Annotated in this window: 21 protein-coding genes, 1 tRNA gene and 1 pseudogene; 10 read left to right on the forward strand and 13 right to left on the reverse strand. The window is 52.2% G+C overall.

All coding sequences use genetic code 11. The features are described 5' to 3' along the window. Positions 1 to 101: 101 nt before the first annotated feature. Entirely contained in the window at positions 102 to 1034 is a 933-nt protein-coding gene (locus CIK78_RS03530; RefSeq protein ID WP_096277278.1) for a helix-turn-helix transcriptional regulator, read from the reverse strand. 282 nt (positions 1035 to 1316) lie between these two features. On the opposite strand from CIK78_RS03530, the gene CIK78_RS03535 reads away from it, so the two are divergent. The 6 genes from CIK78_RS03535 (at position 1317) to ureG (ending at position 5740) form a co-directional block, all read left to right on the forward strand. Next, the gene (locus CIK78_RS03535; protein ID WP_096277280.1) at positions 1317 to 1619 is read left to right on the forward strand and encodes an urease subunit gamma; all 303 of its coding nucleotides are present in this window, start codon (positions 1317 to 1319) and stop codon (positions 1617 to 1619) included. 23 nt (positions 1620 to 1642) lie between these two features. Continuing rightward, entirely contained in the window at positions 1643 to 1963 is a 321-nt protein-coding gene (locus tag CIK78_RS03540; protein WP_096277282.1) for an urease subunit beta, read from the forward strand. Next, the gene (ureC, locus tag CIK78_RS03545) at positions 1960 to 3675 is read left to right on the forward strand and encodes an urease subunit alpha (protein ID WP_096277284.1); all 1716 of its coding nucleotides are present in this window, start codon (positions 1960 to 1962) and stop codon (positions 3673 to 3675) included. Before CIK78_RS03540 ends, ureC begins: the two co-directional genes overlap by 4 nt. 148 nt (positions 3676 to 3823) lie before the next feature. Beyond that, entirely contained in the window at positions 3824 to 4339 is a 516-nt protein-coding gene (gene ureE / locus CIK78_RS03550) for an urease accessory protein UreE (RefSeq protein ID WP_096277287.1), read from the forward strand. Further along, positions 4329 to 5042 (forward strand): urease accessory UreF family protein, encoded by a 714-nt coding sequence (locus CIK78_RS03555; RefSeq protein WP_096277289.1) that lies wholly within the window; start codon positions 4329 to 4331, stop codon positions 5040 to 5042. The genes ureE and CIK78_RS03555 overlap by 11 nt, the downstream gene beginning before the upstream one ends. Before the next feature lie 62 nt (positions 5043 to 5104). Then, on the forward strand, positions 5105 to 5740 hold the full coding sequence (gene ureG / locus CIK78_RS03560) for an urease accessory protein UreG (RefSeq protein WP_096277291.1): 636 nt from the start codon (positions 5105 to 5107) through the stop codon (positions 5738 to 5740). A 246-nt stretch (positions 5741 to 5986) separates the two neighbouring features. Here ureG and fdhD read toward each other — a convergent pair whose 3' ends face one another. The 5 genes from fdhD to CIK78_RS03585 all read right to left on the reverse strand — a co-directional run bounded on the left by fdhD (position 5987) and on the right by CIK78_RS03585 (position 10399). Beyond that, entirely contained in the window at positions 5987 to 6778 is a 792-nt protein-coding gene (gene fdhD, locus CIK78_RS03565) for a formate dehydrogenase accessory sulfurtransferase FdhD (protein WP_096282243.1), read from the reverse strand. A 152-nt stretch (positions 6779 to 6930) separates the two neighbouring features. Then, a complete protein-coding gene (locus CIK78_RS03570; RefSeq protein WP_096277293.1) occupies positions 6931 to 8193 on the reverse strand; it encodes a TRAP transporter large permease in 1263 nt (420 codons plus the stop codon). Further along, positions 8190 to 8714, reverse strand: coding sequence for a TRAP transporter small permease (locus CIK78_RS03575; protein ID WP_096277295.1), 525 nt, complete (start codon positions 8712 to 8714; stop codon positions 8190 to 8192). Before CIK78_RS03575 ends, CIK78_RS03570 begins: the two co-directional genes overlap by 4 nt. A gap of 1 nt (position 8715) precedes the next feature. Continuing rightward, on the reverse strand, positions 8716 to 9714 hold the full coding sequence (locus tag CIK78_RS03580) for a TRAP transporter substrate-binding protein (protein ID WP_096282244.1): 999 nt from the start codon (positions 9712 to 9714) through the stop codon (positions 8716 to 8718). A gap of 262 nt (positions 9715 to 9976) precedes the next feature. Further along, positions 9977 to 10399 carry a PACE efflux transporter gene (locus CIK78_RS03585; RefSeq protein WP_096277297.1) on the reverse strand — a complete coding sequence of 141 codons (423 nt, stop codon included), beginning with the start codon at positions 10397 to 10399 and terminating at the stop codon, positions 9977 to 9979. Positions 10400 to 10508: 109 nt separating this feature from the next. On the opposite strand from CIK78_RS03585, the gene CIK78_RS03590 reads away from it, so the two are divergent. Both CIK78_RS03590 and CIK78_RS03595 read left to right on the forward strand, forming a co-directional pair. Beyond that, the gene (locus CIK78_RS03590; protein WP_176483354.1) at positions 10509 to 11030 is read left to right on the forward strand and encodes a TetR family transcriptional regulator; all 522 of its coding nucleotides are present in this window, start codon (positions 10509 to 10511) and stop codon (positions 11028 to 11030) included. 211 nt (positions 11031 to 11241) lie between these two features. Beyond that, entirely contained in the window at positions 11242 to 12627 is a 1386-nt protein-coding gene (locus tag CIK78_RS03595) for an FAD-binding oxidoreductase (RefSeq protein ID WP_096277301.1), read from the forward strand. 92 nt (positions 12628 to 12719) lie between these two features. On the opposite strand, the gene CIK78_RS03600 is transcribed toward CIK78_RS03595, so the two are convergent. Then, complete coding sequence (locus CIK78_RS03600; protein ID WP_096277303.1) at positions 12720 to 13718, reverse strand: TRAP transporter substrate-binding protein; 999 nt, start codon at positions 13716 to 13718, stop codon at positions 12720 to 12722. 143 nt (positions 13719 to 13861) lie between these two features. On the opposite strand from CIK78_RS03600, the gene CIK78_RS03605 reads away from it, so the two are divergent. Next, a tRNA-Arg gene (locus CIK78_RS03605) sits at positions 13862 to 13938 on the forward strand. Between the two features lie 216 nt (positions 13939 to 14154). Here CIK78_RS03605 and CIK78_RS03610 read toward each other — a convergent pair. The 6 genes and pseudogenes from CIK78_RS03610 to CIK78_RS03635 form a co-directional block, all read right to left on the reverse strand. Next, positions 14155 to 15357: a UvrD-helicase domain-containing protein gene (locus CIK78_RS03610; protein WP_096277305.1), complete on the reverse strand. Its 1203-nt coding sequence runs from the start codon at positions 15355 to 15357 to the stop codon at positions 14155 to 14157. Beyond that, positions 15350 to 16480 carry a TOPRIM nucleotidyl transferase/hydrolase domain-containing protein gene (locus CIK78_RS03615; RefSeq protein WP_217990266.1) on the reverse strand — a complete coding sequence of 377 codons (1131 nt, stop codon included), beginning with the start codon at positions 16478 to 16480 and terminating at the stop codon, positions 15350 to 15352. Before CIK78_RS03615 ends, CIK78_RS03610 begins: the two co-directional genes overlap by 8 nt. Before the next feature lie 45 nt (positions 16481 to 16525). Then, a pseudogene (locus CIK78_RS03620) lies at positions 16526 to 18096 on the reverse strand (IS3 family transposase). Continuing rightward, positions 18071 to 18694 carry an AAA family ATPase gene (locus CIK78_RS03625; RefSeq protein WP_217990267.1) on the reverse strand — a complete coding sequence of 208 codons (624 nt, stop codon included), beginning with the start codon at positions 18692 to 18694 and terminating at the stop codon, positions 18071 to 18073. The pseudogene CIK78_RS03620 and the gene CIK78_RS03625 overlap by 26 nt, the downstream one beginning before the upstream one ends. 402 nt (positions 18695 to 19096) lie before the next feature. After that, on the reverse strand, positions 19097 to 20719 hold the full coding sequence (locus tag CIK78_RS03630; RefSeq protein WP_096277307.1) for a BCCT family transporter: 1623 nt from the start codon (positions 20717 to 20719) through the stop codon (positions 19097 to 19099). 206 nt (positions 20720 to 20925) lie between these two features. Then, positions 20926 to 22173 (reverse strand): carboxylate--amine ligase, encoded by a 1248-nt coding sequence (locus CIK78_RS03635; protein ID WP_343218234.1) that lies wholly within the window; start codon positions 22171 to 22173, stop codon positions 20926 to 20928. 701 nt (positions 22174 to 22874) lie between these two features. Here CIK78_RS03635 and ovoA point away from each other — a divergent pair. Then, positions 22875 to 25022: a 5-histidylcysteine sulfoxide synthase gene (gene ovoA, locus CIK78_RS03640; RefSeq protein ID WP_096277311.1), complete on the forward strand. Its 2148-nt coding sequence runs from the start codon at positions 22875 to 22877 to the stop codon at positions 25020 to 25022. Positions 25023 to 25323: the final 301 nt, after the last annotated feature.

Below are 25323 nucleotides of genomic sequence, written 5' to 3' on the forward strand. Positions count from 1 at the left end.
ACAATTGAGAATTATTCCATTAATGGAGTGGGAATAGTTATGCCATCTCAGCCATGCGTTATGCGCAATCGTCAGATCGCGTCAAATGCGGGAACTTTCATTCAGCCCGCCTGATGGCATAAACCGCCGGGTGAGATGCCATACAGCTTACGAAAAGCCGTAATGAAATTACTGGCGTGACGATAGCCACTTAGGTGAGCAGCCTGTTGCACGCTATGACCACGCATGAGCAGCTCCTTGGCTAGCGCTAAGCGGCGCTTTCGCAAATAGTCGATGGGGGCTAATCCGTAGGCCAGCTTAAAGTGGCGTAACAGGGTGCTTGGGCTCATCGCTGCGTGCTCGGCCAAACGGGCTAATGAATGATTCAGCAGCGGTTCTTCATCCAGCCAGCGACGAACTTGTTCAAGGCGCTCCTGGTAAGCGCATAGGGGTGGTGCTATGCATTGCTGGGGCTGAGCCGACATGCTTTGCGCTAATACCTGTAACGCTAGTCCTTGAAGCTGTGTGCGCTGAGCAAGCTCTGAGCCAACACGGTCGCATCCTTCTTCAAGAGCGAGGCGTAAGCCGGCACTCAATCGCCACGTATGAGACATGGTTTTAGCAGAAGATGCGCCACACCAGCTATTGATCGCCGGTTTCTGCAATGAAAGGCATAGCGTGCGCAGCCGTTGATTGGCGGGGTGAAGAGCGCTGAGAGTCCGCTCCTCCGTCAGTCGCAAACAGCATGCCTCGCCTTCGGTTAGCCAGCGGCGCTGGCCTGAAATATCAAAATGGACCCGGCCTTCTAGCAGCACGACAATCAATAACGTTTCACTGCCCTGTGAGCAAGATCGGTAGGGGCGCTTAATGTCGAGATCGGAAATGAATAGCCCCATCCCGTCCATCAAGTCATGTTCTTCTACGCGGCCAATAGCAACGGCTGCATGAGGCAGGTAAGTGGGGGCGGCATTCACGTCGGGGAAGCGATAGTCGATGCAATAGCGACGGCCATAGTCCAGAAAGTGATTGATGGTGTAGCGTCGAGAGACCGTCACGTTATGGGAATACCGCTATGAATAGGTCCTTAAATGATAATGGTTTTTATTTATTTTTTGAAGACGGCATATGCTTAAATTCTTGGTAACGCCAAAATGCACTATTTTGGTGCCTGGGCGGGGTGGGTTGATTGATTTGGTGCATTTAAAGCGTTCGGCTAAGCCCAGTGATTAATTATAAGTTTTTGAATTTTAATTTCTTTTCCTTTTATTCACCATTTTGGTACATGGGTTGCGCTATGTTACTACAGTCCCGCCTAACCTATGTAACGGAGACACCTCATGGAACTAACCCCGAGAGACAAAGACAAGCTGCTGCTGTTCTCAGCCGCCCAATTGGCGGAGCGCCGCAAGGCACGTGGTTTAAAACTCAATTACCCGGAAGCGGTGGCGCTTATCAGCTTCGAGATTATGGAAGGTGCTCGGGATGGCCGCAGCGTGGCGGATTTAATGAGCTATGGCCGTGAAATACTTAGCCGTGAAGACGTAATGGAAGGCGTTGCCGAGATGGTTGACGAAGTCCAGGTAGAAGCCACGTTTCCGGATGGCACCAAGCTGGTCACTGTGCATACCCCCATCAACTAAGCGCCCCTCTTGGAGAAGATACGATGATTCCTGGTGAGTATCAGTTAAAAGAGGGCGATATCGAGCTGTGCGTGGGGCGTGAGCGCATTACGGTAGACGTTGCGAATACCGGTGACCGCCCCATCCAGCTAGGCTCTCACTATCATTTTGCAGAAGCCAATCCCGCGCTCATTTTCGATCGCGTCAAAACCCGCGGCTTTCGTTTAGACGTGGCAGCAGGCACGGCGATTCGCTTTGAGCCTGGCCAGACCCGTGAAGTCACGCTAATTCCGTTTGTCGGCAAGCGCGAAATTTATGGCTTTCGTGGCGAAGTCATGGGCGCGCTCGACGGAGGTAAACAATGAAACCGACCAACAAGATCAGTCGGCGAGCCTACGCCGATATGTACGGCCCTACGGTGGGCGACCGGGTTCGCTTAGGCGATACCGAGCTGTGGATTGAAGTCGAAAAAGACGCCACTCACTACGGTGATGAAGTGAAGTTCGGCGGTGGCAAAGTGATTCGCGATGGTATGGGCCAAAGCCAGCGTGTTGATGACTCGGTGATGGATACCGTCATCACCAACGCGCTGATTTTAGACTGGTGGGGCATCGTTAAAGCCGATGTAGGGCTGCAAAATGGCCGTATCGCTGCGATTGGCAAATCTGGCAACCCGGACGTACAGCCCGATGTTGATATCGTGATTGGTCCCGGTACTGAAATTATTTCAGGCGAAGGCAAAATTCTTACCGCTGGCGGCATCGACTCGCATATTCACTTTATTTGCCCCCAGCAGGTCGAAGAAGCATTGATGAGTGGCATCACCACGATGCTAGGCGGCGGCACCGGGCCGGCTACCGGTACCAACGCCACGACCTGTACGCCCGGCGCATGGCATATTGGTAAAATGCTGCAAGCCGTTGATGACCTGCCGATGAATATCGGCCTGCTGGGGAAAGGCAATGCCAGCCTGCCCGAAGCGCTTGAGGCCCAGCTAGAAGCGGGTGCCATGGGCCTAAAGCTCCACGAAGACTGGGGTACCACGCCGGCCTCCATTGATAACTGCTTAACCGTGGCGGAAAAGTATGATGTGCAGATTGCTATTCATACTGACACGCTAAACGAGTCGGGTTTTGTCGAAGACACCCTGGCAGCCTTTAAAGAGCGCGGTATTCACACCTATCACACGGAAGGGGCGGGCGGCGGCCACGCGCCGGATATTCTGACCGCCTGTTCGAAAGAGTATGTGCTGCCGTCATCCACCAACCCGACACGGCCCTACACGATCAATACCATCGACGAGCATCTCGATATGCTGATGGTGTGTCATCACCTCGACCCTAATATTCCTGAAGACGTGGCGTTTGCCGATTCGCGTATTCGCCGCGAAACCATTGCCGCTGAAGACATTCTGCATGACCTTGGCGTGATCTCGATGATTGCCTCAGACTCCCAAGCCATGGGGCGCGTAGGCGAGGTGGTCTGCCGTACTTGGCAAACCGCGCATAAAATGAGAGTACAGCGCGGCTTACTGCCAGAAGATGAAGCGCTGGGCGCCGATAACTTTCGCGCTAAGCGCTATATCGCTAAATACACCATCAACCCCGCGATCACGCACGGTATTGCTCATGAAGTGGGGTCGGTGGAAGTGGGTAAACTGGCTGACTTAGTGCTGTGGAAGCCTGCTTTCTTCGGCGTTAAACCGGCACTGATTTTAAAAGGCGGCATGATTGTGGGCGCGCCCATGGGCGATCCCAATGCGTCAATCCCCACACCCCAGCCGGTTCACTACCGGCCCATGTTTGGCGCTTTCGGCCGTGCCACCAGTCAAATTCGACTCAACTTCGTTAGCCAGGCCGCGCTAGATGCCGGTATTAAGGAGCGCCTGGGCCTGCAAAGTACGCTGGCTGCGTGTAAAAACGTGCGCGGCGTGCGTAAAAAAGATATGAAGTTGAACGATGCGTGTCCTGAATTAACCGTGGACCCGCAAACCTATGAAGTGCGCTGTGACGGCGAAATTTTAACCTGCGAGCCGGCCACCGAACTGCCGCTGGCCCAGCGCTATCACTTGTTTTGATTGAACTATTATCCGGGGCGCCGGGGATAGGCCTACGAGAGGGCGCTGTGAATACGTCCGTGTACGCTACTTTTGCCATCCATGGCAAAAGACCCTCTCTACTGCCTACCCCCGGCACAGCCGCACCGAGCGAGAAAGGACGCTAGTCATGCTAAAACTGATAGAACGTTTAGGGCCGATAAACGAGAGCGCTGCTAGCGATACACTAACGCTGCCCTTTGAGCTGCGAATTCGTGGACGCCTGAAAGCCAAAAGCGACAGTGGCCGTGAGCTTGGGTTGTTTTTAGATCGCGGGCCGGTACTGCGTAGCGGCGAAGGCCTAAAAGCCGAAAGCGGCGAAGTGGTACGCATCTGCGCCGCCATAGAACCGGTGGTTACCGCGCGAGTGAGTACTGGCTTACCGCTAGCGCGACTGGCCTATCATCTGGGTAATCGCCACGTTCAGTTAGCCTTAGGTGACGATGAAAAAGGCAGCTGGGTGCGCTTCCCGCCAGATCACGTGCTGGAGGAACTAGCCGTGCTGTTGGGCGCCACGCTGGAGCACCATGACGCGACCTTCGACCCAGAGCCGGGCGCCTATAGCCAAGTAGGCGGTGGGCACTCCCATGGCCATGCGCACGGCCACGACCATGTGCACGATCACGATCACCACCATGCCCACTGAGCAAACCGCATCCGCCGGGCAGCACGACGATTTAGCGCTGTTGGGGCTGATGCAACTGGTTAGCCCGGCGTTGCCCATCGGGGCATTTGCTTTCTCGCAAGGCTTGGAAAGCGCATTTGAGCTTGATTGGGTACGGGATGAGGCCAGCCTGACTGAATGGCTGTGCGGCGTCTTGGAAGATGGCATAACACGCTGCGAACTACCGGTACTGGCACGGCTGCACAAGGCCATTGATGACGCAGACCGTGATTCAATCGCGCAGTGGGATGAGTGGCTGGCCGCCACGCGGGAAACGGCGGAGTTAGCCGCTGAAGATAGCCGCCTGGGCGCATCGTTAAAGCGCTTGTTGGGCAGCTTAAATCTGATGCCGAGTGAAGACTTACTACCGCCCTTGTTACCGGCCCACCCAGGCTATGTGACGCTATTTGCCTTTGCGGCCCACTTGCGTGGCGCGTCTATTCGGCAAATGTTGCTCGGCTTTGCCTGGGCGTGGCTGGAAAATCAGCTAGCCGTGGCCTGCAAAGCGCTACCGCTTGGTCACACCGCTGCGCAGCGTATTATTGAGCAGCTGCGCCCCGCTTTGGTTGATGCCGTTGATCATGCGCTGACGTTATATGACGACGAGCTAGGCCCTGTGCTGCCTGGGTTGGCGCTCGCCAGCGCATTACACGAAACGCAATATTCACGCCTGTTTAGAAGCTAACAGATTCACGTTTTGTAGACGTTAGATAGCTCAGCAGTTAATCCGCTTATTGAGGACATGTTATGACGCACTGTTTACGTATTGGAGTAGGCGGCCCGGTGGGTTCCGGTAAAACGGCGCTGCTCAAGCAGCTTTGCTTAGCGCTGCGCGATTATTACGATATTGCCGTGGTCACTAATGATATCTATACCCGCGAAGATGCCGATTTTTTGCTCAAACACGATGCCCTGCCTGCCGATCGCATTTTGGGCGTGGAAACCGGCGGCTGCCCGCATACGGCTATTCGTGAAGATGCTTCGATGAACCTTGCCGCCATTGATGAGCTACAGGCGCGTCATCCTAAGCTTGAGCTGGTGATGGTGGAGTCGGGGGGCGATAATCTTTCAGCGACCTTTAGCCCTGAGCTTTCCGATCTAACGCTTTACGTGATCGACGTTTCTGCCGGCGACAAAATTCCACGCAAGGGCGGGCCAGGGATCACCAAGTCCGATTTGCTGATTATCAATAAAATGGATATCGCGGAACAGGTGCACGCTTCGTTAGACATTATGGCGCGAGATTCTAAAAAGATGCGCGGCGAGCGCCCCTTTGTATTTACCAATCTTTATGATGGGGTGGGGCTTGAGGAGATCATCCGCTTTATTCTCGATAAAGGAATGCTTGACGAGCGTCGGCCTGATGTTGCGGCAGCCCTATAAACAAAAAAGCCGCCCTGACCAGGCGGTTTAAGTGGTCAGGGCAACTGAAGAATGTGGTTAGCTGCTTGCTAAAAACGGGCCATCCTTGGCCACCACCTAAGTAGATTGGACGACTAAGGTAATGCACACCTTAACCCATGTTATGAAACCTACAATTGTTAGCTAAATAACTGCTTACACAGTAGAAAAATACCTAAAGTGGGCAAAAATGGCACATATAAGGCCTTCAGTTTAGGGGCTTTCGCGTTAGCCATCCTGTGCATAGGCAGCTGTTGTAAGAGGGCGGTGATAGATCAAATGACGACCTGGGCGTGCAAAGCCAGCCAGCAGTAAACCCGCCTCGCGGGCCTGTTCCACCGCCAGCGCCGTGGCCGCAGAGACAGCGACCAGTGCACCAATGCCTGCGCTGGCACACTTGTGCACCATCTCGTAGCTAGCCCTACTTGAGACCAGCACAAAGCCTTCATCAAGCAGCACCCCATCGCCGGCCAAGGAGCCGATCAGCTTGTCTAGCGCATTGTGGCGGCCAACATCCTCGCGTAACCGTTGAATTCGTCCATTTAAATCGCACCAAGCAGCACCGTGGCTGGCGCCAGTCACCGCCTGTAACGGCTGGTGAGCGAGTAATTCGCCCAGGGCATGCTGAATAGCCGCGTCGCTCAGCGCTGGCGCAATCACATGGGGAATCGGGCTAATCGCTTGTTCCAGGGATTCGGTGCCGCATAGACCGCAGCCGGTGCGGCCGGTCAGGTTGCGGCGGCGCTGTTTGAGTTCCACCAGTCTTTGGGTCGAAATTGTCAGTTGAACGGCCAGCCCATGCTCTTCCTCACGTAGTTCCATGTCGTAGCACTCGTGCGGATGGGCAAGGATACCTTCAGAAAGGCTGAACCCCAGCGCCAGGTCTTCCAGGTCGGTAGGGCTGGCCATCATCACCGCGTGGGAGATACCGTTGTAGACCAGCGCCACCGGTACTTCCAGTGCCAGCATGTCCTCCTGAGCGTTGGCATGCCAGCCGCTGGCATCGTGGCGTACCTCCATTGGCTGATACGCCAAGGCGGCCTCTGGTGGAGATGACGAGCTTTTTGGGCGCTGTGCGTTCATGGTGTCTCCTGCTAAGCCCGACCAAGCCATCCTGGGCTTGGTCAAAGGCATTGAAGGGGAAGGGCTGCGGTCAGTAAATTCCAACGCTGCTAACGCCCTGACCAGCCCATGAGTATCGGCACGTAAACGACCAGCAGCAGCACGCCAATCAGCCCCAATAAGTACGGCACGATGGCGCGGGTGATGCGCTCAAGCGGCAGCTGCGTGATCGATGACGCCACGTAAAGGTTAATCGCCACCGGCGGGGTAATCATTCCAATGGAAAGCCCCACCACAATGATCAAACCAAAGTGAATAGGATCAATCCCCAGCTGAAGCACCAGCGGCAGCAGTACCGGCGTGAGAATAATCAGCGCGCTGGCCGTTTCAATAAACACCCCGGTGAGCAAAATAACGCCGACTACCAGCAGCATAATCACGTAGGGGTTGGTCGAGAGCGACAGCACGGCTTGGGCAATGGCGCCCGGCACCTGCCAGCTGGAGAGCGTCCAGCTCAGCACCGCTGACATCGCAATCACCAGCATAATCACCGCCGTGGTCATCGCAGAGCGAATCAACAGCTTATAAACCTGCACCAGCGTTAGGTCACGATACACAAGCAGCGATACCAGCATGGCGTAATTGACCGCGACGACCGCTGCTTCTGACGGTGTGAATAGCCCCGTGAAAATACCGCCCAGGATGATCACCGGCGTCATCAGCCCCCAGCTGGCATCTTTAAAGGTGCGCAGAATAGTGGCTAGTGATAGCGGCGTACCTTTAGGGTATTGGCGCTTATAGGCCTGCGCAATGGCGATGGCCATTAGCCCTAATCCCATCGCGAGCCCTGGCAAAAAGCCGTTTAAAAACAGCTTGGATACCGACTGTTGGGCGATGACCGCATAGATAATCATCGGCACCGAGGGCGGAATGACCACGCCAATGGTGCCGCTCGCCGCGATCAGGCTAGCCGCCGAGGCCGGGTCGTAGCCCTTGCGTTTAAGCTCTGGTACTAGGCTTGAGCCTACGGCTGCCGTGGTCGCGGCCCCTGAGCCGGAAATCGCCGCAAAGAACATGCCCGCCATCACGGAAACCACCGACAGCCCGCCGCGCATAAAGCCCACTAGCGAATCGGCAAAGCTGACCAGTTTTTCGCTCACCTTACCCTGGGCCATTAAATCACCGGCCAGAATAAACATCGGGATCGCGACCAGCGCAAAGGAGTTAATGCCCTGGAACATCTGCTGGGTGACGACCATCAGCGGTACGCCCGACTGGTACAGGGCATACAGCGCGCTGGCGCCAATCGCAAAAGCGATCGGCACGCCCAGCAGCATAAACAGGAAGAAAAGCCCAAATAGCAGCAGCGTCATAGCGGTTCCTCCTGGTGATGGGAGGTCTCGCCGTTAAGCAGCAGCTCTAGAATATCGACCAGCGCATACCATGCCATAATGGCCGCGCAGATCGGCATCACCGCATACACATAGGTCATCGACAGGCGCAGCGAGGCGGATTTCTGAAAGCTCTGCACCTGCATATAACGGTAGCCAATCACAATCAGCGTGATCATAAAGGCCAGCACGATGAGCAGGGCGATAACCCGTGCCGCTTGGCGCAGACGGCCGGGTAGGGCATCCACCGCAAAGGTCACGGCAATATGCCGCCCGCGCTGAAACGCCAGGGTGCCGGCCAAAAAGGTGATCCATACCAGTAGAAAACGGGCGACTTCTTCGGTCCAGCCGACGGCGCTAAATAGCACCCGAGAGACAATTTGTAGCGTGATCACGCCAATCAGGGCAGCCATGCCAAGGAACACGATAGGCTGGAGAATCTTATCCAGCCCGCGCTCAATGCCTCTTAATAGTGATAATAACGATTGCGACAAAGTGGCCACGTTACTGCAGCGCCTCCTGGATACGGGGGAGGTAGTCACCGAACTGACTGCCGTATTTTTCGTAGACCGGGGCTACCGCGGCCTGAAACGCTTCAATATCCGGCGAGTCGTTGATTTCCATACCGGCGGCTTCAAGGGCGGCTAACTGCTCGGCTTCCATTTCCGCATTTTGTTCACGTGCGTAGGCCGATGCCTCACGTGATGCCTCAAGCACTAAGGTCTGCACGTCTTCGGGCAGTGAATTCCACTTGGGCAGGCTCATAATAAACAGCGCCGGTGCGTAAATGTGGCGGGTCATGGTCAGGTAATCCTGAGTTTCCGCCAGGTTGAACGCATAGATCGCATTGATGGGGTTTTCCTGCCCATCAATGGTGCCTTGCTGTAGGGCGGTCAGTGCTTCGGTCCAGGCCATCGGCACGGCGTTGGAACCCAGCGTGCGGAAGGTATCCACATACACTTCGTTCTCGATCACGCGCAGCCTTAAACCATCAAGATCGTCAGGGGTATTAATCGCGTTGCGGCTATTGGTGATGTTACGAAAACCGCGCTCGGCGTAAGCCAGCCCTTTGAGATTGACGCCTTCCAGCTTGTCGAGGATCTCCTGGCCGATGTCACCATCTAACACCGAGTAGGCGGCTTCGGCAGATGGGAACAGAAACGGCAGCTCAAAAACGGAAAACTCATCAACGAAGTTAGCCACCGGCCCGTTGGTAATAACGCCCATATCGACGGTACCAATCTGCATACCTTCCAGCAGCGTACGCTCATCGCCTAGCGAAGCATTGGGGAAAATTTCGATGCTAATCGCGCCGTCGCTCTTTTCGCTGAGCAGTTCTTGAAAGCGCGTTGCCGCAATGTGGTAAGTGTCATCGCTATTAACAACGTGTGCCAAGCGCAGCGTGGTGGCGGGTAGCGTGTCAGCATGAGTGGCCAGCGAAAGCCCCAGAAGGCTGGTGCAAACCATGGCTAGCGTCGCGCGCTGAAGCAGCTGGTAAGGCATATTGGAACGTGTGGCGTTATCCACGTGATCTCCTTGGAGTGGGCAGTTTTTTATAGTGAGACAAGGGGCTATCTGTGACAGGGGCGTCACCTATAGCATATTGGTTTTAGCGCACAAATAAATGATTCTACTCCTGTGATTCATCATAGAAAGAAAAAAAGTGCTAGAACGCGGGCTCAAGAGGTAATCCTATCGACACCAGAAACGCGATAGGCAAAGATCGGTCAAAAGTGGATGTTTTTGGCAGGAGAAAGTTTGCTGATCAAGCCTCGCGCTTGATCGGCACTAAGTGATCGAAAATCCACGTGAACACGAAGGTGAAGACCAGGAAGAAAACCAGTAGCGCCACTTCCATTTTAAGTGCATCGAGCGGCCCCACTTGGTACCACCACATGAACAGAGGGATTAAAATGATGACCAGGCCACCTTCAAAACCAACGGCATGGGCAACACGCAGGCCAAGGGAACGGGCCTGAATACTGCGGCTCATCTCCCACCGTTCGAAGAGCGTGTTATAGATGAAATTCCAGACCACTGCGGCAAGGGAGCTTGCAGCTGCAACTGGTAGCGAACTGTGTGCTTCACCCCCGTTGAGAGCCATGAGAAGTAATGTCGCAAGAGCGATTGCGAATGTTTCAAAAACTACCACGTAGGTGGCCCGGCGAGCGAGTGGAGAGAGAGTCATTTACATTCGATCCTGCTTGATTGAAAACTTGCGACATTAGGTATGTCAGTATATAAATACGACCGTATTTTAACAGGGTGAAAAGGGAAATAGTATGGCTAGGCCGAGATTGATCGATCGTGAACAGTTGCTCGATTTGGCGGAAGGTGTGATTGCCAGCGGAGGCGCCGCTTCGTTGTCGTTCGGATCATTAGCTAAAGCAGCTTCCTTGTCGAAGGCAAGTGTGCAGACAGTCTTCGGCACCCGCGAGGCGATGGTCGAGGCGTTACTGGCGAGGTGGATGGTCCGCGAGGCTGAGGAGTACCAAGCCATTCTCGGGGATAACAGAACTGCTGATGCCCGTTTGAAAGCCCACCTCCAGTCTACACAACGAGAAGAGAGTCACGTCGGCAGGACCGTCTCCGCGATGCTCGCCACACTAGCAAGCAGCGGCTACGCCAGCTCAGAAATGCAGAGCTGGTACCGGGTTCGCATAGACGATCTGGACGCAAATGATTGGGAGAGTCGACAGCGCAGACTTGCCTATTTGGCGGCAGAGGGCGCATTTCTTCTACGCAACCTCGTTGGTTTGGAGATAGACGACGATAAGTGGGCGTTAATCTTTCGCGACATCGAAGAGATGGTCGGCTGAAGCAGTTTCGCTTCCATTATGTCCTAGCCGCCTTGCATACCTATCATCGTCGAAGTGTAATGACATAGTGAATTTGGCCCGGAATACATCAGTGCCACCCTGGCTGCTTGGGCAAAGAAGCAAGAAATGACAATGGTCTTTATTCAGCCCGGAAAAACCCGTAACTCGCCAGATTGCTCACTGCGCCGACTGGCCATAATAGGAACAGATAATGGACACGCTGATTAACGATCTTTTAAACATCGTAGGCAAAACAGGTGTGCTGCTAGGCGACGATATCGCGCTGCGAAGCGTCGACTGGTTCACCAAAGCGCCTTGCGAAGCGAAAGCGATCATCAGACCGCAATCGACCGAGCAACTCAGCCAAGTAATGGCGAAATGCCATGCCGCCAAGCAGCCGGTGGTGACGCACGGCGGGTTAACCGGCATCGTGCACGGCGCCGTGGCCAGCCCCAATGAGCTGGTGGTATCGCTAGAGCTGATGAATCAGATTGAGGCCATCGATGCGATCGGTTCGACGATGCAGGTACAGGCAGGCGTGACGCTTCAGCGTGTCCAGGAAGCTGCCCAAGAGATCGATATGCAGTTTGCACTCGACCTGGGGGCGCGTGGTTCTTGCACCATTGGTGGCAACATCGCTACCAACGCGGGCGGTATCCGAGTTATACGCTACGGTATGATGCGCCAGCAGGTGCTGGGGCTAGAGGTAGTATTGAGTGACGGCACCGTGGTGAGTTCGATGAATACCATGCTGAAAAATAACGCCGGCTATGATCTCAAACAGATGTTCATCGGCAGCGAAGGCACGCTAGGGATCGTTACACGCGCCGTGTTGCGCCTGCATCCCAATATGCCCAGCGAGCAAACGGCCCTGGTCGCCGTGCCCTCGTTTGACGCGCTGACATCGCTGCTGAAGCTCGCATCTAAAGACCTCGCGAACAGTCTGAGCGCCTTTGAAGCGCTGTGGAATAATCACTACGCGTTGATGACCTCCGCCACGACCAAACATACGCCGCTGTTGGCAACCGACTCACCGTTCTATGCCATCATCGAAACCCTGGGCTCCGATGAAAAGCAAGAAGCCGAGGCGTTCGCACGCGTGCTAGAAAAAGCGCTGGAAGCTGGGTTAATCACCGATGCCGTGCTGGCCAACTCAAGCACGCAGCGCCAGGGCATTTGGGACGTGCGCGAGGATATCGAAACGCTGGTGCATGAGCTTAATCCCATGTTCTCTTACGATATCAGCCTACCGATCACGCATATGAATGAATACGTAACGGCGCTAGAGGGCAAGCTAAACGCGCAGTGGCCGGAAACCGGCACGATGGTCGTGTTTGGTCATTTGGGCGATGGCAACCTGCACATTATGATTACGGTGCGCGACGCCAGCCCGCACAGCCGCCGCGAAGTGGAAGAGCTGGTGTACGGTTCGCTAGTAAAATACAACGGCTCGATTTCCGCCGAGCACGGCGTGGGGCTGGAAAAACGCGACTACCTGGCGCTTTCACGCTCGCCAGAAGAAATCGCGCTGATGAAGCGCATGAAGCTGGCGCTAGACCCTAAGAACCTGCTCAATCCTGGCAAAATTTTAGCCTAAGCGCGATATGTAATAGCTGCTTTAATCTAAGCAAAAGGCCACCCAACGGTGGCCTTTTGCGTTAACGAATTACGCAATGCTTAAGATGCTGCTTACTCGCTCAACGCTTCGCGAATGCGCGGTAGGTAATCGCCAAACTGTTCGCCGTACTTTTCATAAACTGGCGCAACCGCTGCTTGGAACGCTTCCATATCCGGCGTTTCGTTGATCTCCATGCCCGCTTCGCGCAGCGCTGCTAACTGCTCAGCTTCCATCTCAGCGTTGACCTGGCGCTCATACTCCGCCGCTTCCTGCGCCGACTCTTTCAACACCACCTGCACGGGCTCGGGCAACTGATTCCAGACCGGCATGCCCATCACAAAAATAGCCGGTGCGTAGGTATGGCGAGAAAGCGTCATGTAATTTTGGGTTTCATCGAGCTTGAACGAATGGATCACGTTCACCGGGTTTTCCTGCCCGTCGATCGTGCCCTGCTGCATCGCGGTGAGGGCTTCGGTCCAGGCCATGGGAATCGCGTTGGCGCCTAGTTCACGGAAAGTGTCGGTATACACCGGGTTCTCCATCACGCGGATGCGCAGGCCATCAAGATCTTCTGGCGCGTTAATCGCCCGCTCGCTGTTGGTCAGGTTACGAAAGCCGCGCTCGGCGTAGGCCAAGCCTTTCAGGTTGACGTCTGATAGCTTATCCAGCAGCTCCTGGCCAATCGGGCCATCAAGCACTCCATAAGCGGCGTCTGGCGAGGGAAACAGGAACGGCAATTCAAACACCGCCATCTCTTCCACAAAGTTGGCCACCGGCCCGTTGGTGATTACGCCCATATCCACGGTGCCGATCTGCATGCCTTCCAGCAGCGTGCGCTCGTCGCCCAGTGTCGCGTTGGGGAAAATCTCGATCGTCACCTTGCCATCGGTGCGTTCTTCTACCAGTTCTTCAAATTTGATGGCGGCGATGTGGAAACCGTCCTGCTCATTGACCACGTGGGCCAAACGCAGATTAACGGGGTCCATATCCGCAAAATCAGCAGCGTTCGCGGCGCTAACTAACGCCAGTGAGATGCCCAATGCCAGCGTGCTGCGTGCAAATGTTTTCATTTTATTATGTTCCCAATGTACGAAGGTGAGAAAGTACCTACGAAGCATGCACCAGAGAAAGGAAAAGGGTCAATTGACCAAAGGGCTCAAGCGGCATACGGCTGGACACATCGCGCCCGCACGGTTACGATACGCACCCACAAGCGCCCGTAGCTCAGTTGGATAGAGTATCGGCCTCCGAAGCCGAGGGTCGCAGGTTCAAATCCTGCCGGGCGCGCCAAATTGTAAAAGAGGGGCCTGCGAGAAATCGCAGGCCCCTCTTTTATGGGCCAACCTTCAGGTGAAAGGATTGTTAATACTATTTATAGTAATGAGAGGAGTTTTATTCGCATAAATAGATTTTTTGGCATGAGGCTGTTCAGTTTTTAGTTATAATCTATCAAAGTTTTTGATTGCAGATGATTATGAAGAATGCCTGTTTCTCTTATTTCGAATATTAAGTTCTGTTGGAATTTAAATTATTTTTTGGATAAGTGGTGGAGTTGATTGTGTCGTTCCATACTGGGTAAGGTATCTTTCCCACAAGCTTGTCGTCGACTAGAATAGCTAGGCTATAACGAGCTCTCGTAATTGCTACATAAAGTTTGTTTCTAGACTCATCCGTCTTATCCTTATTAAATGCTTCAGTGTCTCCACTTAAAAAATCAATATGTTTCTTCGGAGGTATAATTAATACACGATTGAATCCAAGTCCTTTGCTTGAACCAAAGGTGTGCCATGAAAGATTGGCCGGAAGATAGCTTTTACCTGTAGTTGACGACCACCGTAAAATCTGAGGATTTAGATATTTTATATAATCATTAACTTGGGATTTTTTAACTAAGTAGGTGCCATAATGGTGAGCAATTTCATCCGGAATATTATCTACTTCTGACACTGCCCTTACGTACATATTAGGATGAATTGTGTCAGAGAGGTCACAGATGCTCTGAATGCACCTGCGATTTGTAGGCATTGAGTGCTGCTTAAATTTAAGCTTATGAAAGTATTTTATTTTTTGTTGAGACGTCTTTGGTGCCTTATGTCCAAATGTAGTGCTATAAATTGTTTGACGGAAATCACCCACGCAGCAAATAGTGGAGGGCATTATTTTGCTGAGTGACTTAATTACTTCATAATCCCATCCTACTAAATCTTGGACTTCATCGAAGAAAACTCGGTGGTAGATGTCTTGGAGCCGCTTCGCAGGAGCATTTGTTGATTGCTTTGCGATAAGGGCCGCTAATTTGGCTAATAACCCTGAGTAGACCTGAGTTTTACATGGTGTGAGGTAATGAAGCGGATTTATTAAACCGTCATCGAGCTTCTCGCCACGGTTTTTCTTGTACTTGGTAGAACCTGGCCATAAGTGAGGATTATTCTCAGTGAAGGCGATAGCCGTGATGCGATCAGTGAATACTAAGTTCTGATAAGGTCTCACCATATCTTCCAAGTAGAAAGAAAATAGTCCTTTTACTACAAAATCTTCGCTACTTTTACCGTAAAGTTCGACGAAGCGAGAGCGAAGTTCTGCTTGATTATTGATGGTGTAAGTAATGACAAGAACTCTCCCACCTCCGTCAATAATATTGATAGCGTCTGTAATGATTTTATGCGTTTTGCCCGATCCAGCGCCTGCAATCCATAGTTCGTTAGTCAAAATTGAATACCTCATCGAGGAAAGCTGGGTATTCAAATTCTAGCGAGCCATCAAACAGCTTGATTGCAGAATCGACCTTCCTTGTACCCTTGCCATTGCCTTTAATACTCCTGAACCAATCGATCAGAAATTCACGCCTATCTTCCAAAGTGGATTTTTTATTGTAGAGATTTTTAGTCTGAGTCGACAAAACCATCTCTGCAAAGGCATCAAGCATTTCTAAGTTATTAGCATTGGCGTAAATCAATGCTGGCTCAAGTGAGAATTCAAGATCACTTTCAGAAGAGAAAAGCTGAATATTGGGAAAATCGGTGTATTCCAAGCGCGCTGCAATTACGTTTCTTTCATAATCTCCGTCATTATCCCTAAGCACATGAATCTTTGTTCCGATCTCCTTACCCACCGCAATGAACGTATCGAAACCCACGCCGCGTACGACAATTATATCGATTCCATCCTGTTCAGGAAGTCGGCCATGTTTGCGATAGTAGATTTTTTTGAGAACTAACTCGTCTGAGGGTCCTTCAACTAATATTACCCTGTTGGATAGTGCCACCCGTAATGTGTCATATCCAGGAAGTCGTTTGAGTGTTTTTACCACTTTAGGGTCTAGCCTATCCAGCCTTTTATAATCCGACTGCAGAAGGCAGATTTTGTCAATACTTAGCTTATTCAATACATAAGAGCTGTGTGTGGTTAAAAATAGTTGCTTATTGCTTCGCTGATTTTCAATGTAGTGCACTAGTCTGCTTAAATTTGTGTGGGAAAGGTGGTTTTCTGGTTCCTCCATCATCACCAGATCAATGTCCTTGGATTTGTTCTGAATTGCCAGCTTGATTTGAACGTTGCTCTGTTCACCCTTTCCGATGAACTGAAAAGGCACTTCATCAACTTTAAGCTGTAACCCTGTCTGAATAGAGCCTGCTGGTAATGTGCTAGCTGCAATAGTTAGTTTCTTATCAGTGATTAAATGATCAGTATCTAGATTGCCGTTGACCGTCTTAACCTCTTCTGAGTCGTTAAAAATCTGCTGGTTTTCTCTATAATTAAGAGTAAGTTTTACCAGCTCTTCTTTCTCCAATGCGGTATTCAAAATGGATGATATGTACTGGTTTTTACCCATTGTTGGGTGCGGTGATTTTCAACCCAGTTGTCCAAATGGCTGCACTTAAGCAGCCTTTTTATTACGCTCGATTTCCTGCACTTTCCCTGGGTTAAGCGACACTGAACCAGTGACCTCCCAGTTTCGGGTGCTGCCCGACCAGCGTTTCGGATAGCGACGCTTAGCGCTTTCATAAACCGCTTTACGACGTTCAAGGCGTTTTCGATCAACGCCACGATGCCGGTCAGCTGGCGTGACATATTGGATGCCACTGTGAAGGTGCTGTTCGTTGTAAGCCCGCTCGAACACCAACATCCATTCTCGTACCGCGCTCAGCGATGTAAAGCCCTTGGTGGGCCATGCTGGGCAGTATTTGACGGTACGGAACAGCGATTCCGAGTAAGGGTTGTCGTTGCTTACTCTCGGGCGACTGTAAGACATCAACATCCCCAGTTCGGTTAACCTCGCTTTGAGCGTATAGGACGTCATCGGCGCCCCGTTATCTGAGTGCAGTACCGGTGGTTGATGCCAGCAACCTTCTCGCAGCAAAGCGCGTTCCAGTAATTGTTTAGCCAGCTCGCCCGATTCGGTGTCGTGAACTTCCCAGGCGATGATTTTGCGGCTGTAGATATCCATGATCAGGTAGAGATACCAGTGCTGGCCTCGCACAACGGAGGCGCAGAAGCTAATGTCCCAACTCCAGACCTGGTTTGGCCCTGTTGCCGTAAAACTGGTCGGCGCGGGCACTGGACGGCGTGGTTTCATACGGCCACGAGGGTGCTGCTGGTGATGCTTTTTCAAAACCCGGTAAAACGACGATTCGGAGGCCAGATAGACGCCGTTGTCTGCCAGCAAAGGCACGATTTGAGACGGCGGCAAGCTCTGATACTCGGGACGATGACACGTGTTCAAAATGGCTTGCTCTTCCTCATGCGTTAGCTGATGCGGCTGCCTGCCTTGCACCACGTGATGACGCTGATCCTCAACAACAGCGCCACACTCAGATCGCCAACGTTTCAGTGTGCGTTCATTCACGTTGATAATCTCAGCGGCTTTATAACGAGACGCGCCATCCACAACCGCTTCGTCAAATAGCGCGATGAGCCTTGCACGTTCGTCGAGCGGCGTTAGTCGTCCTCGCCGCTGTCGGGATCTTCGCTGTACAAGGCTTCGAGCTTTTTTGAGAGCACCAGTAACGACGTCGTCTCAGCCACTACCTTGTCTTTGCGCCGCACTTCCGCTTTGAGTTGCTTGATGGTCTTACGGTCTTCTTTACGCTGCTTTTGCGCCGCTTTTTCCTGGTCTTCTTGCCGACCAGCGCCTTCGAGGCAAGCCGCTTTCCACTGCTGAATTTGCTCGGGATAAAGGCCTTTTTCGCGACAGTAAGCGCCAAGCTCTGCCTCTGACAGGGTGGCGGTTTCGATGACCACGGCTAGCTTGGCGTCGGGCGACCATTCACTGTCGCCTGGGGTGTAACCCGGCACAGGCACTCCTTTTACTCGACACTGTTTTAACCAACTATACAGCGTCGCGTCAGAGATGCCTTCCTCTGTCGCTACCGATGCCACACTGTGATTATGGGGTGGTAACAACTTCTTCAGGACGGCTGATTTACGCTCTGCGGAATAACGTGGCACAAGGACTCCATGCCGCTCCCTCTGGATTAGATTTAGGCGATATCGCCAACCGGACAACTAGGCTGACAGAGGGGGGGTGTAGGCGTGTGGGATCGATGTATAGTGCTTTAAATTTTTTAGCAATTGCTTTAATAGGGTTCCAGCCAAAATCAAGCCACTCTACTTTGTAGAACTCTATTGGGATTGCGGTTATGTTTGGTTTTGTTAACAGATATTGGTTGTAAACGTCTTCCAATGTTTTGTCGAATAATGCCTGCACTACGACACCTTGACTATCAGTTTTTAAGCTATTATTTGTTCCTTTATACTCAGGTACGCCATTAATATAGGCTTCAATGATAAGGCTGGGCAAATACCTAGATGATTTGTCAGAGTTTAGGAAGTTATTAACTGCCTCCTGGTTGAAAAGATCAGGAGTGAACTCTACATTAAAAGGACGTCCCCTGTAATTATAGTTAAGTACTATCTCTAGTGCCTCAAGAATGGTGCTTTTTCCAGAATTATTATCTCCAACAAAAATGTTAACATCATCGTTGAATTCAAAATAATTGTTTATGAATTTTTTGAAATTAAGAAGTTTTATTGATTTTACTTGCATTCTAAATTCCCCTTTTTATATCAGCTGTATAAAGTGCCATTTTTTAGCTTAATTAGATCTTTTCCACAACTTATATTGTTGCTTCACTGAATTTAGATTAGCACAATTTACTTAAGCGGGTTGAGGCTCGTAAGCATAATTTTCAACGGTTCACTAATTTTTCAGTGGTACTAATGAACGGCAAGTTTCTCCGCAGAATACGATGGCAACCCGCAGAGGCATGAGACGTTATTCCAGGGCTTTGCGACAGTAAATTGCGGCTGTCTTGGATAGGATGGATGAGACTCACGCTTATGACTGAGTAGTGGTCTGGAAGTTGGAAGACATGGATTCAGCCTGCCTAACGCGATAATTGAAAACAGAGGGCCTGCGATGAATTACAGGCCCTCTGTTGTGCCCCCCCTAATCCTCCGGCTTCAACTCTTCCTGCCTCGGTGGGCTGCCTACCCGTACTTCGCTGAGATCCTCCTGAGAGAGGCCGCGGTAAAGCGAGAACATCATGATAAAGACCAGAATAAACATCGGTAGGCCGACAACGGTGATGACCTGCTGCAGTGCAGTCAGCCCGGCATCGCCTGCCAGTACAATGAGCATGGCAGCCAGCATCCCCTCAGAGACACCCCAGAAAACACGTTGATGCCAAGGGCCAGGGTCGGCGCTGCCGGTACACAGCATATCGACGACCAGTGACGCTGAGTCTGATGAAGTAGCGAAGAAGATCGCGACGATCACCACTGCTAAGCCTTTAATCAATGTCGCGGCCGGGAAGTTATCAAAAAACGCGAACATGGCGAGCGGGATGCTTTCGGCGACAGCCGCTGACAATACGCCCGCTTGATCCCCCAATGCCGCTCGGGCAGCGGGCCCAATGCCGTCAATCTCCATTGCCGACCAGCCGAAGATCGCAAACCAGACCAGCGTAAAGATAGAGGGGGCGAACAGCACGCCAAGCACGAACTCGCGGATCGTCCGCCCGCGAGAAATCCGCGCCACGAAGATACCGATGAACGGTGACCAGGTGACTGTCCAAGCCCAATAGAATACCGTCCAGCTGCCTTGCCAGCCCCAGGCGCCGCCTTCGCTGGAGTAACGTGCCAGCGTGTCATTCCAGAATGCCATGGGCAGCAGGTTGGTTATGTAGAGGCCAAAGGTTTCGACCACGGCACGTAATAGGAAAACGGTCGAGCCGGTAAAGAGCACAAACAGCAGCAGGCCAACGGCCATACCAATATTGATATTGGAGAGCAGTTTCACGCCTGAATCCAGCCCCGCCACGATTGACCCTACGGCCACGGTGGTAAGCACAGCGATGATCAGCACTTTTGTTATCACCGCATCCGGAACCCCCCACAGTTCCGTTAGCCCCGCATTGATCTGTTGGGTGCCCAGCCCGATAGAAACGGCTACGCCAAAGAGCGTGCCGAGAATGGCAAAGATATCGAGCGATTTACCGATGGGGCCGTAGATACGTTCACCTAAGAACGGATAGAAGACCGAGCTGAAACGCATTGGTAGGTTGTAACGATAGATAAAGTAAGCAAACGCCAGTCCCGGCATGGCGAAAATTGCCCAGGTATGTAGCCCCAGGTGATAAATCGCAAAGCTCATAGCATCGTCAGCGGCTGTTACAGAGAATGGCTCGACATCCGACCTTGGAGGATTGGCAAAATGAGAAATCGGTTCGGCGACGCCCCAAAACATCAGCACCGTACCGATACCGCCCGCAAACAGCATGGCGAACCAGGAAACGTTGGTATACGTCGGTTTCGCATCATTTCCGCCTAAACGAATCGCACCATAACGGCTCATCGCCACCCACAGCAGAAATGCTACCCAGGTGGTTACCCCTAAAATAAAAAACCAACCGAGGTTGGTGACGATCCATTCACGCCCCGCGCCGAAGGCTGCGCCTATGGCGTCTGGCGCAATTAACAGCGCCACTAAAAACAGGATCATGATTCCGGCCGATGTGAAAAATATGGTGGGATCTGTCCTGAGGCCCAGCTTTCGCGCAAGTGCATCCATTGTTATAGCTCCCTATGTCTTTACGACTTTCTTTTATGACTTTCTTTACGACGCTGGTTTTCAAACCGGCCTTTAAAACACGCCCTTAAAACAACGTAGGAGCTATAGGGCGATTACGCCACGCCGGCAAAAAAATACGCGCTGTCAGCATCGCTTTCTGATGCCAATAGCGCGTCTATAGAGGCGCGTGCTGTTTTAACGACTCTCTACACGTAGAAGTCGAGGTCCTCTTGCGCTTTGAGCAGATCGCGCATCTTGATGGGGTCGTCACCAAAGAAGAAGACCAGGCCCCAGTGTGTGCCGAAAGCAGATCGGTCAGGCACTGTCTCTTCCGTAGGTGCGACCAGCTCATGTGACTCGAAATAGGGGTGATCAACGCACTCTGTAGGCATTTCCAGTTTGCTGACAACACGACGGCGCGGGTAGACACCAAAGCAGCCTGCGTAACCCTTCGCATCGACCACTTCTTTAGGGAAGAAGGCTGCTACTTCCTCTTTCGTGCTTTTCGGATCGAACACTAGCATGGACGCCTGATAGGCATTGAAGCCGTAGGCTTTTTCGATCAGTTCAAACGCCTTAAACCCGGGGGGGCGGTAGGCCACCTCGCCAAAGTACATTTCACCATCAGCGGTAACGAAGTACTCGGGGTGAATCAAGCCAAACTTGATATCAAACGTTTTAATCAACAGCTCAATCTGCTTGGTGATCGCATTACGCCAGCTTTCAAGCTCTGCCGTCGCCGGTACGAATACCGAATAACCCAACGTTACGTATTCGGAAATGTTCAGGAACTGGATTTTACCATCATGAATCCAGGCCTCAACGGCGAACTCCCAGCCATCCAGATGGCTTTCCATCAATAAAGGATATTCTTCGGCCGGAATGTTGTCGATTTCTTCGAGCGTGCGGATCATTCGGTGACCGAGGCAGCCGGCTTTGTCGAACGCCTTAACGTGAATCGGGTCGTTCGGGTCGCCATCAAGTTTGAGCAGCGTTTGGTTCACGCGCTTCATGAAGCGAACGATGTCTTCTTTCTCGTGGGCCTCTTCGAAGATACCGACACGGATACCGCCAAGCTGCGCGCGACGCTTCATTAAGGCCTTGTCGCGGAACAGAATGGATTGACCAAACATGCGAGGGCTATCAAGGAGGACGGAGTTGATCGCACCGGACCACTCAACGGTCTCTTCAAACAGCGGAATGGCGATATCGACGCCTTCTTCCTTCAACCTCTCGGCGATTTCCATGGACCGATCATTCAACCGGATAAAATCCCAAGAGATAAAAGGGATATTGTTGGCGGTGCAAAAATCCGCCGCCCACTCGGGGGCAATCACGATATAACGGCGGTCAAATTTTTGCGCCGCTTTAATGGCATTAATACTCCAGCCAAGCAGGGCGATATAGCCTTTATTGGGATCTTTGGGCGTCTCGGTGCCTTTAACCGAGTCCATTTCTGGATCACGCCAAGCCACTACTGATTCGGGCAACTGCTTTTCTGATGTTATCGACATTCAATGTCCTCCGTGCTGGTTGACCCAGGCTGACTGCGCGGCGGTTGGAGCGCACCAAATAGGCGCAGTCGCAGTCAGTCATGTTCAGAAGCGAGTGAGTAAACCAGCATTAGAAAAGTTTTAGCGCACCCGTGGTAACAAAGTTAGTTGAGATCGTTACAGTTAGCAATTAGGTTGTAGAGTATCTGTGGAATTAATGTAGAGGTTTTCTCGCTGCTGAGGAGAGGATTATTGTCTAAAGAGAACGGTATGACATACGCCGTTGCGTTACGCTTTGCAGCCCATCACTACTCTGCATTTGAATCCCATTTATTTAGAAAAATACTGCCTTATCAAACCTTTGAAGTCCGATAGCGTGCACTCATCTGTACCCCCTGCCTACTGGAAATCAGCGTTTCGAATCACTCTTGTAAAGGCCTGCTATGAGGTGCCTTTTGATGTATAGAAAGTTGTTGTACAACCAGAGGTAGATTTTGTACGAGTTTTTGGTTTTTAATGTCTTATTATGTTTACCTGTACAGTTTACTTGTACACCTAGTGTCAGTTGCTGCAGCGGAGACACGACGATTACCAAAAGAGTGGTGGCTATCGACATTTGTGAGTGTTGTCATCGTCACTTAACGATAAAGGCGCTTAAAAATATGACCTCTACACGTTCCTCTACTGGGCGAGAAGCATCGATGTCGCCTGATCTATTTCCTCGTACTGTCATGTTGGCCGGTAATGATCCGGAAGCAACGCGCCGCAGCATTGAGGCCTGCTTCACTGCCACCTTCGATCGATATGAGTCACTGTTTACAACGCTTGCCAGCGAAGAGGCCTACCGGCGTAAGTCGATATCTCTTCGGCATCCGCTAATGTTCTACCTCGGACATACCGCGACATTCTTCGTTAATAAGCTGGTGTTGGCTAAGCTCTTACCTGCTCGAATAGACGCGAACATGGAGTCTATTTTTGCGGTTGGCGTCGATGAAATGAGCTGGGATGACCTCAATGATGCCCACTATCAGTGGCCGTTGGTCAGTGAGGTGATGGCTTATCGCGCGAAGGTTCGCGCCGCGGTGCTCGCTTTGATTCGTGAGCTGCCCGTTGCGCTGCCCATTGGTTGGGATAGCCCCTTCTGGCCTATCGTCATGGGGATCGAGCACGAGCGTATCCACCTTGAAACGTCTTCGGTGTTGATTCGCCAGCAGTCACTCGATCTGGTGTCACCACAGCCTGAGTGGGCGCCTATTCGCACCGCCGGTGAGCCGCCGGAGAACACTTTGATCACGGTGCCTCAAGGTGAGGTGACGTTAGGCAAGTCGTTTGATGACCCGTGGTACGGCTGGGATAACGAGTACGGTCATCACCGTGCCGACGTTGAAGAGTTTAAAGCGAGCCAATTCCTGGTCAGTAATAACGAGTTTCTGGAGTTTGTTGAAGCCGGTGGTTATTTGACCGACTCCTTCTGGTCGGAAGAGGGGGTAGGCTGGCGCAATTTTGCCAAGGCGACCCATCCCACCTTCTGGGTGTGGAAAAACGAATGGCATCTGCGCTTGATGACCGAAGAGGTGACAATGCCTTGGGATTGGCCGGTTGAGGTCAACTTCCACGAGGCTAAAGCCTTTTGTGGTTGGAAAAGCGAACAGACGGGCCAGCCCGTGCGTATGCCCACGGAAGATGAGTGGCATCGCTTAGCGGATGAAGCGGGTGTGTCCGAGCTGGAAAATGACGCGCCTGCCAATGCCAACCTGCATTTAGATCACGGTGCCTCTTCGTGCTCTGTAACGCGCTTCCAGCATGGCCAGTGGTTCGATGTGGTGGGCAATGTGTGGCAGTGGGTGGAAACGCCCACCTACCCGTTCCCAGGCTTTGATGTGCACCCGCTGTACGATGATTTCACCACGCCGACGTTTGATAACCAGCATAACCTGATCAAGGGCGGCTCCTGGATCTCCTGCGGTAATGAAACGCGGCTTAGCGCTCGCTATGCGTTTCGGCGGCATTTCTTCCAGCATGCGGGCTTTCGCTATGTTGTGTCAGATGCCGAAGTCACGCTACCCAGCGCTTATTACGAAAGCGATGCGCGCATGGCGGAGTACGCAGAATTCCATTACGGCGATGAGTGGTTTGGCGTTGCCAACTTCCCGCAGGCACTGGCAAGCAAGGCATTAGCTAGTATGGCTGGCCGACCCAAGAAACGCGCGCTGGACCTGGGATGCGCCAGCGGGCGCTGCAGCTTCGAGCTGGCCCGTGAGTTTGAACAGGTAGATGGCGTGGACTTTTCCGCCAACTTTATTCGCCAGGGTGTCGAAATGGCGGAGCAGAAAGTGCTGCGTTATACCCGTGCAGAAGAGGGTGAACTGGTCACCTACCAGGAACGTACGCTGGCAAGCCTTGGGCTGGAAGACGTGGTCGAACGCATAAGCTTTCATCAAGGCGATGCGTGCAACCTCAAACCACAATTCAGCGGTTACGATTTAGTAGTGGCCGCTAATCTGATTGATCGGCTGTATAAGCCTGCACAGTTTCTGCAGACCGTGCATGAGCGGATCAACGTGGGCGGCATCCTCATGATCGCCTCGCCCTACACGTGGCTGGAGGAATATACGCCGAAGGAGGAGTGGATTGGAGGAATCAAGAAAAACGGCGAAAATGTCAGCACTTTGGATGGCCTGAAGGCGCTGCTTGAACCTCATTTCAGGATGATTAGCGATCCCGAAAAAGTCCCCTTTGTGATTAGAGAGACCATGCATAAATACCAGCACAGCCTCTCGGAAGTCACGCTATGGGAACGTCGTTCCTAACGAGGCATTCAGCACTTTGGGGGTAAACTAAGTGCCCAATGGCCCGGTTAATCGACACGTGCTCGGTTAACTGGGTCTTTATAGTGTTGACAGGCCTTGCTAGAAGATCAGCATTAGAAGGCCAATAACAACTATCAGGCCGATCATAAAGATGATACCGACGGTGCTAGCTAAAAATTTCAACATGCTCTTCTCCTTTGTGTATCTCGTTAGCTCATCCTGAGTTAACGCTGATTATGACTTTATCATAGAAGCCAACGTTAGTTCGCGCCAACGAAGTTTGCTACGCCGTTCTTTAAAT

Origin of the sequence: Halomonas sp. JB37, assembly GCF_002332255.1 — a bacterium.
In the GTDB taxonomy this organism is placed as follows: Bacteria; Pseudomonadota; Gammaproteobacteria; order Pseudomonadales; family Halomonadaceae; genus Vreelandella; species Vreelandella casei.

Excerpts from the sequence above, each read along its gene's own strand:
- CIK78_RS03535 (WP_096277280.1), top strand. The coding sequence starts at position 1,317 with ATGGAACTAACCCCGAGAGACAAAGACAAGCTGCTGCTGTTCTCAGCC.
- CIK78_RS03540 (WP_096277282.1), top strand. The coding sequence starts at position 1,643 with ATGATTCCTGGTGAGTATCAGTTAAAAGAGGGCGATATCGAGCTGTGC.
- ureC (WP_096277284.1), top strand. The coding sequence starts at position 1,960 with ATGAAACCGACCAACAAGATCAGTCGGCGAGCCTACGCCGATATGTAC.
- ureE (WP_096277287.1), top strand. The coding sequence starts at position 3,824 with ATGCTAAAACTGATAGAACGTTTAGGGCCGATAAACGAGAGCGCTGCT.
- CIK78_RS03555 (WP_096277289.1), top strand. The coding sequence starts at position 4,329 with ATGCCCACTGAGCAAACCGCATCCGCCGGGCAGCACGACGATTTAGCG.
- ureG (WP_096277291.1), top strand. The coding sequence starts at position 5,105 with ATGACGCACTGTTTACGTATTGGAGTAGGCGGCCCGGTGGGTTCCGGT.
- fdhD (WP_096282243.1), bottom strand. The coding sequence starts at position 6,778 with ATGGAGGTACGCCACGATGCCAGCGGCTGGCATGCCAACGCTCAGGAG.
- CIK78_RS03570 (WP_096277293.1), bottom strand. The coding sequence starts at position 8,193 with ATGACGCTGCTGCTATTTGGGCTTTTCTTCCTGTTTATGCTGCTGGGC.
- CIK78_RS03580 (WP_096282244.1), bottom strand. The coding sequence starts at position 9,714 with ATGCCTTACCAGCTGCTTCAGCGCGCGACGCTAGCCATGGTTTGCACC.
- CIK78_RS03585 (WP_096277297.1), bottom strand. The coding sequence starts at position 10,399 with ATGACTCTCTCTCCACTCGCTCGCCGGGCCACCTACGTGGTAGTTTTT.
- CIK78_RS03595 (WP_096277301.1), top strand. The coding sequence starts at position 11,242 with ATGGACACGCTGATTAACGATCTTTTAAACATCGTAGGCAAAACAGGT.
- CIK78_RS03600 (WP_096277303.1), bottom strand. The coding sequence starts at position 13,718 with ATGAAAACATTTGCACGCAGCACGCTGGCATTGGGCATCTCACTGGCG.
- CIK78_RS03615 (WP_217990266.1), bottom strand. The coding sequence starts at position 16,480 with ATGGGTAAAAACCAGTACATATCATCCATTTTGAATACCGCATTGGAG.
- CIK78_RS03625 (WP_217990267.1), bottom strand. The coding sequence starts at position 18,694 with ATGCAAGTAAAATCAATAAAACTTCTTAATTTCAAAAAATTCATAAAC.
- CIK78_RS03630 (WP_096277307.1), bottom strand. The coding sequence starts at position 20,719 with ATGGATGCACTTGCGCGAAAGCTGGGCCTCAGGACAGATCCCACCATA.
- CIK78_RS03635 (WP_343218234.1), bottom strand. The coding sequence starts at position 22,173 with ATGGACTCGGTTAAAGGCACCGAGACGCCCAAAGATCCCAATAAAGGC.
- ovoA (WP_096277311.1), top strand. The coding sequence starts at position 22,875 with ATGACCTCTACACGTTCCTCTACTGGGCGAGAAGCATCGATGTCGCCT.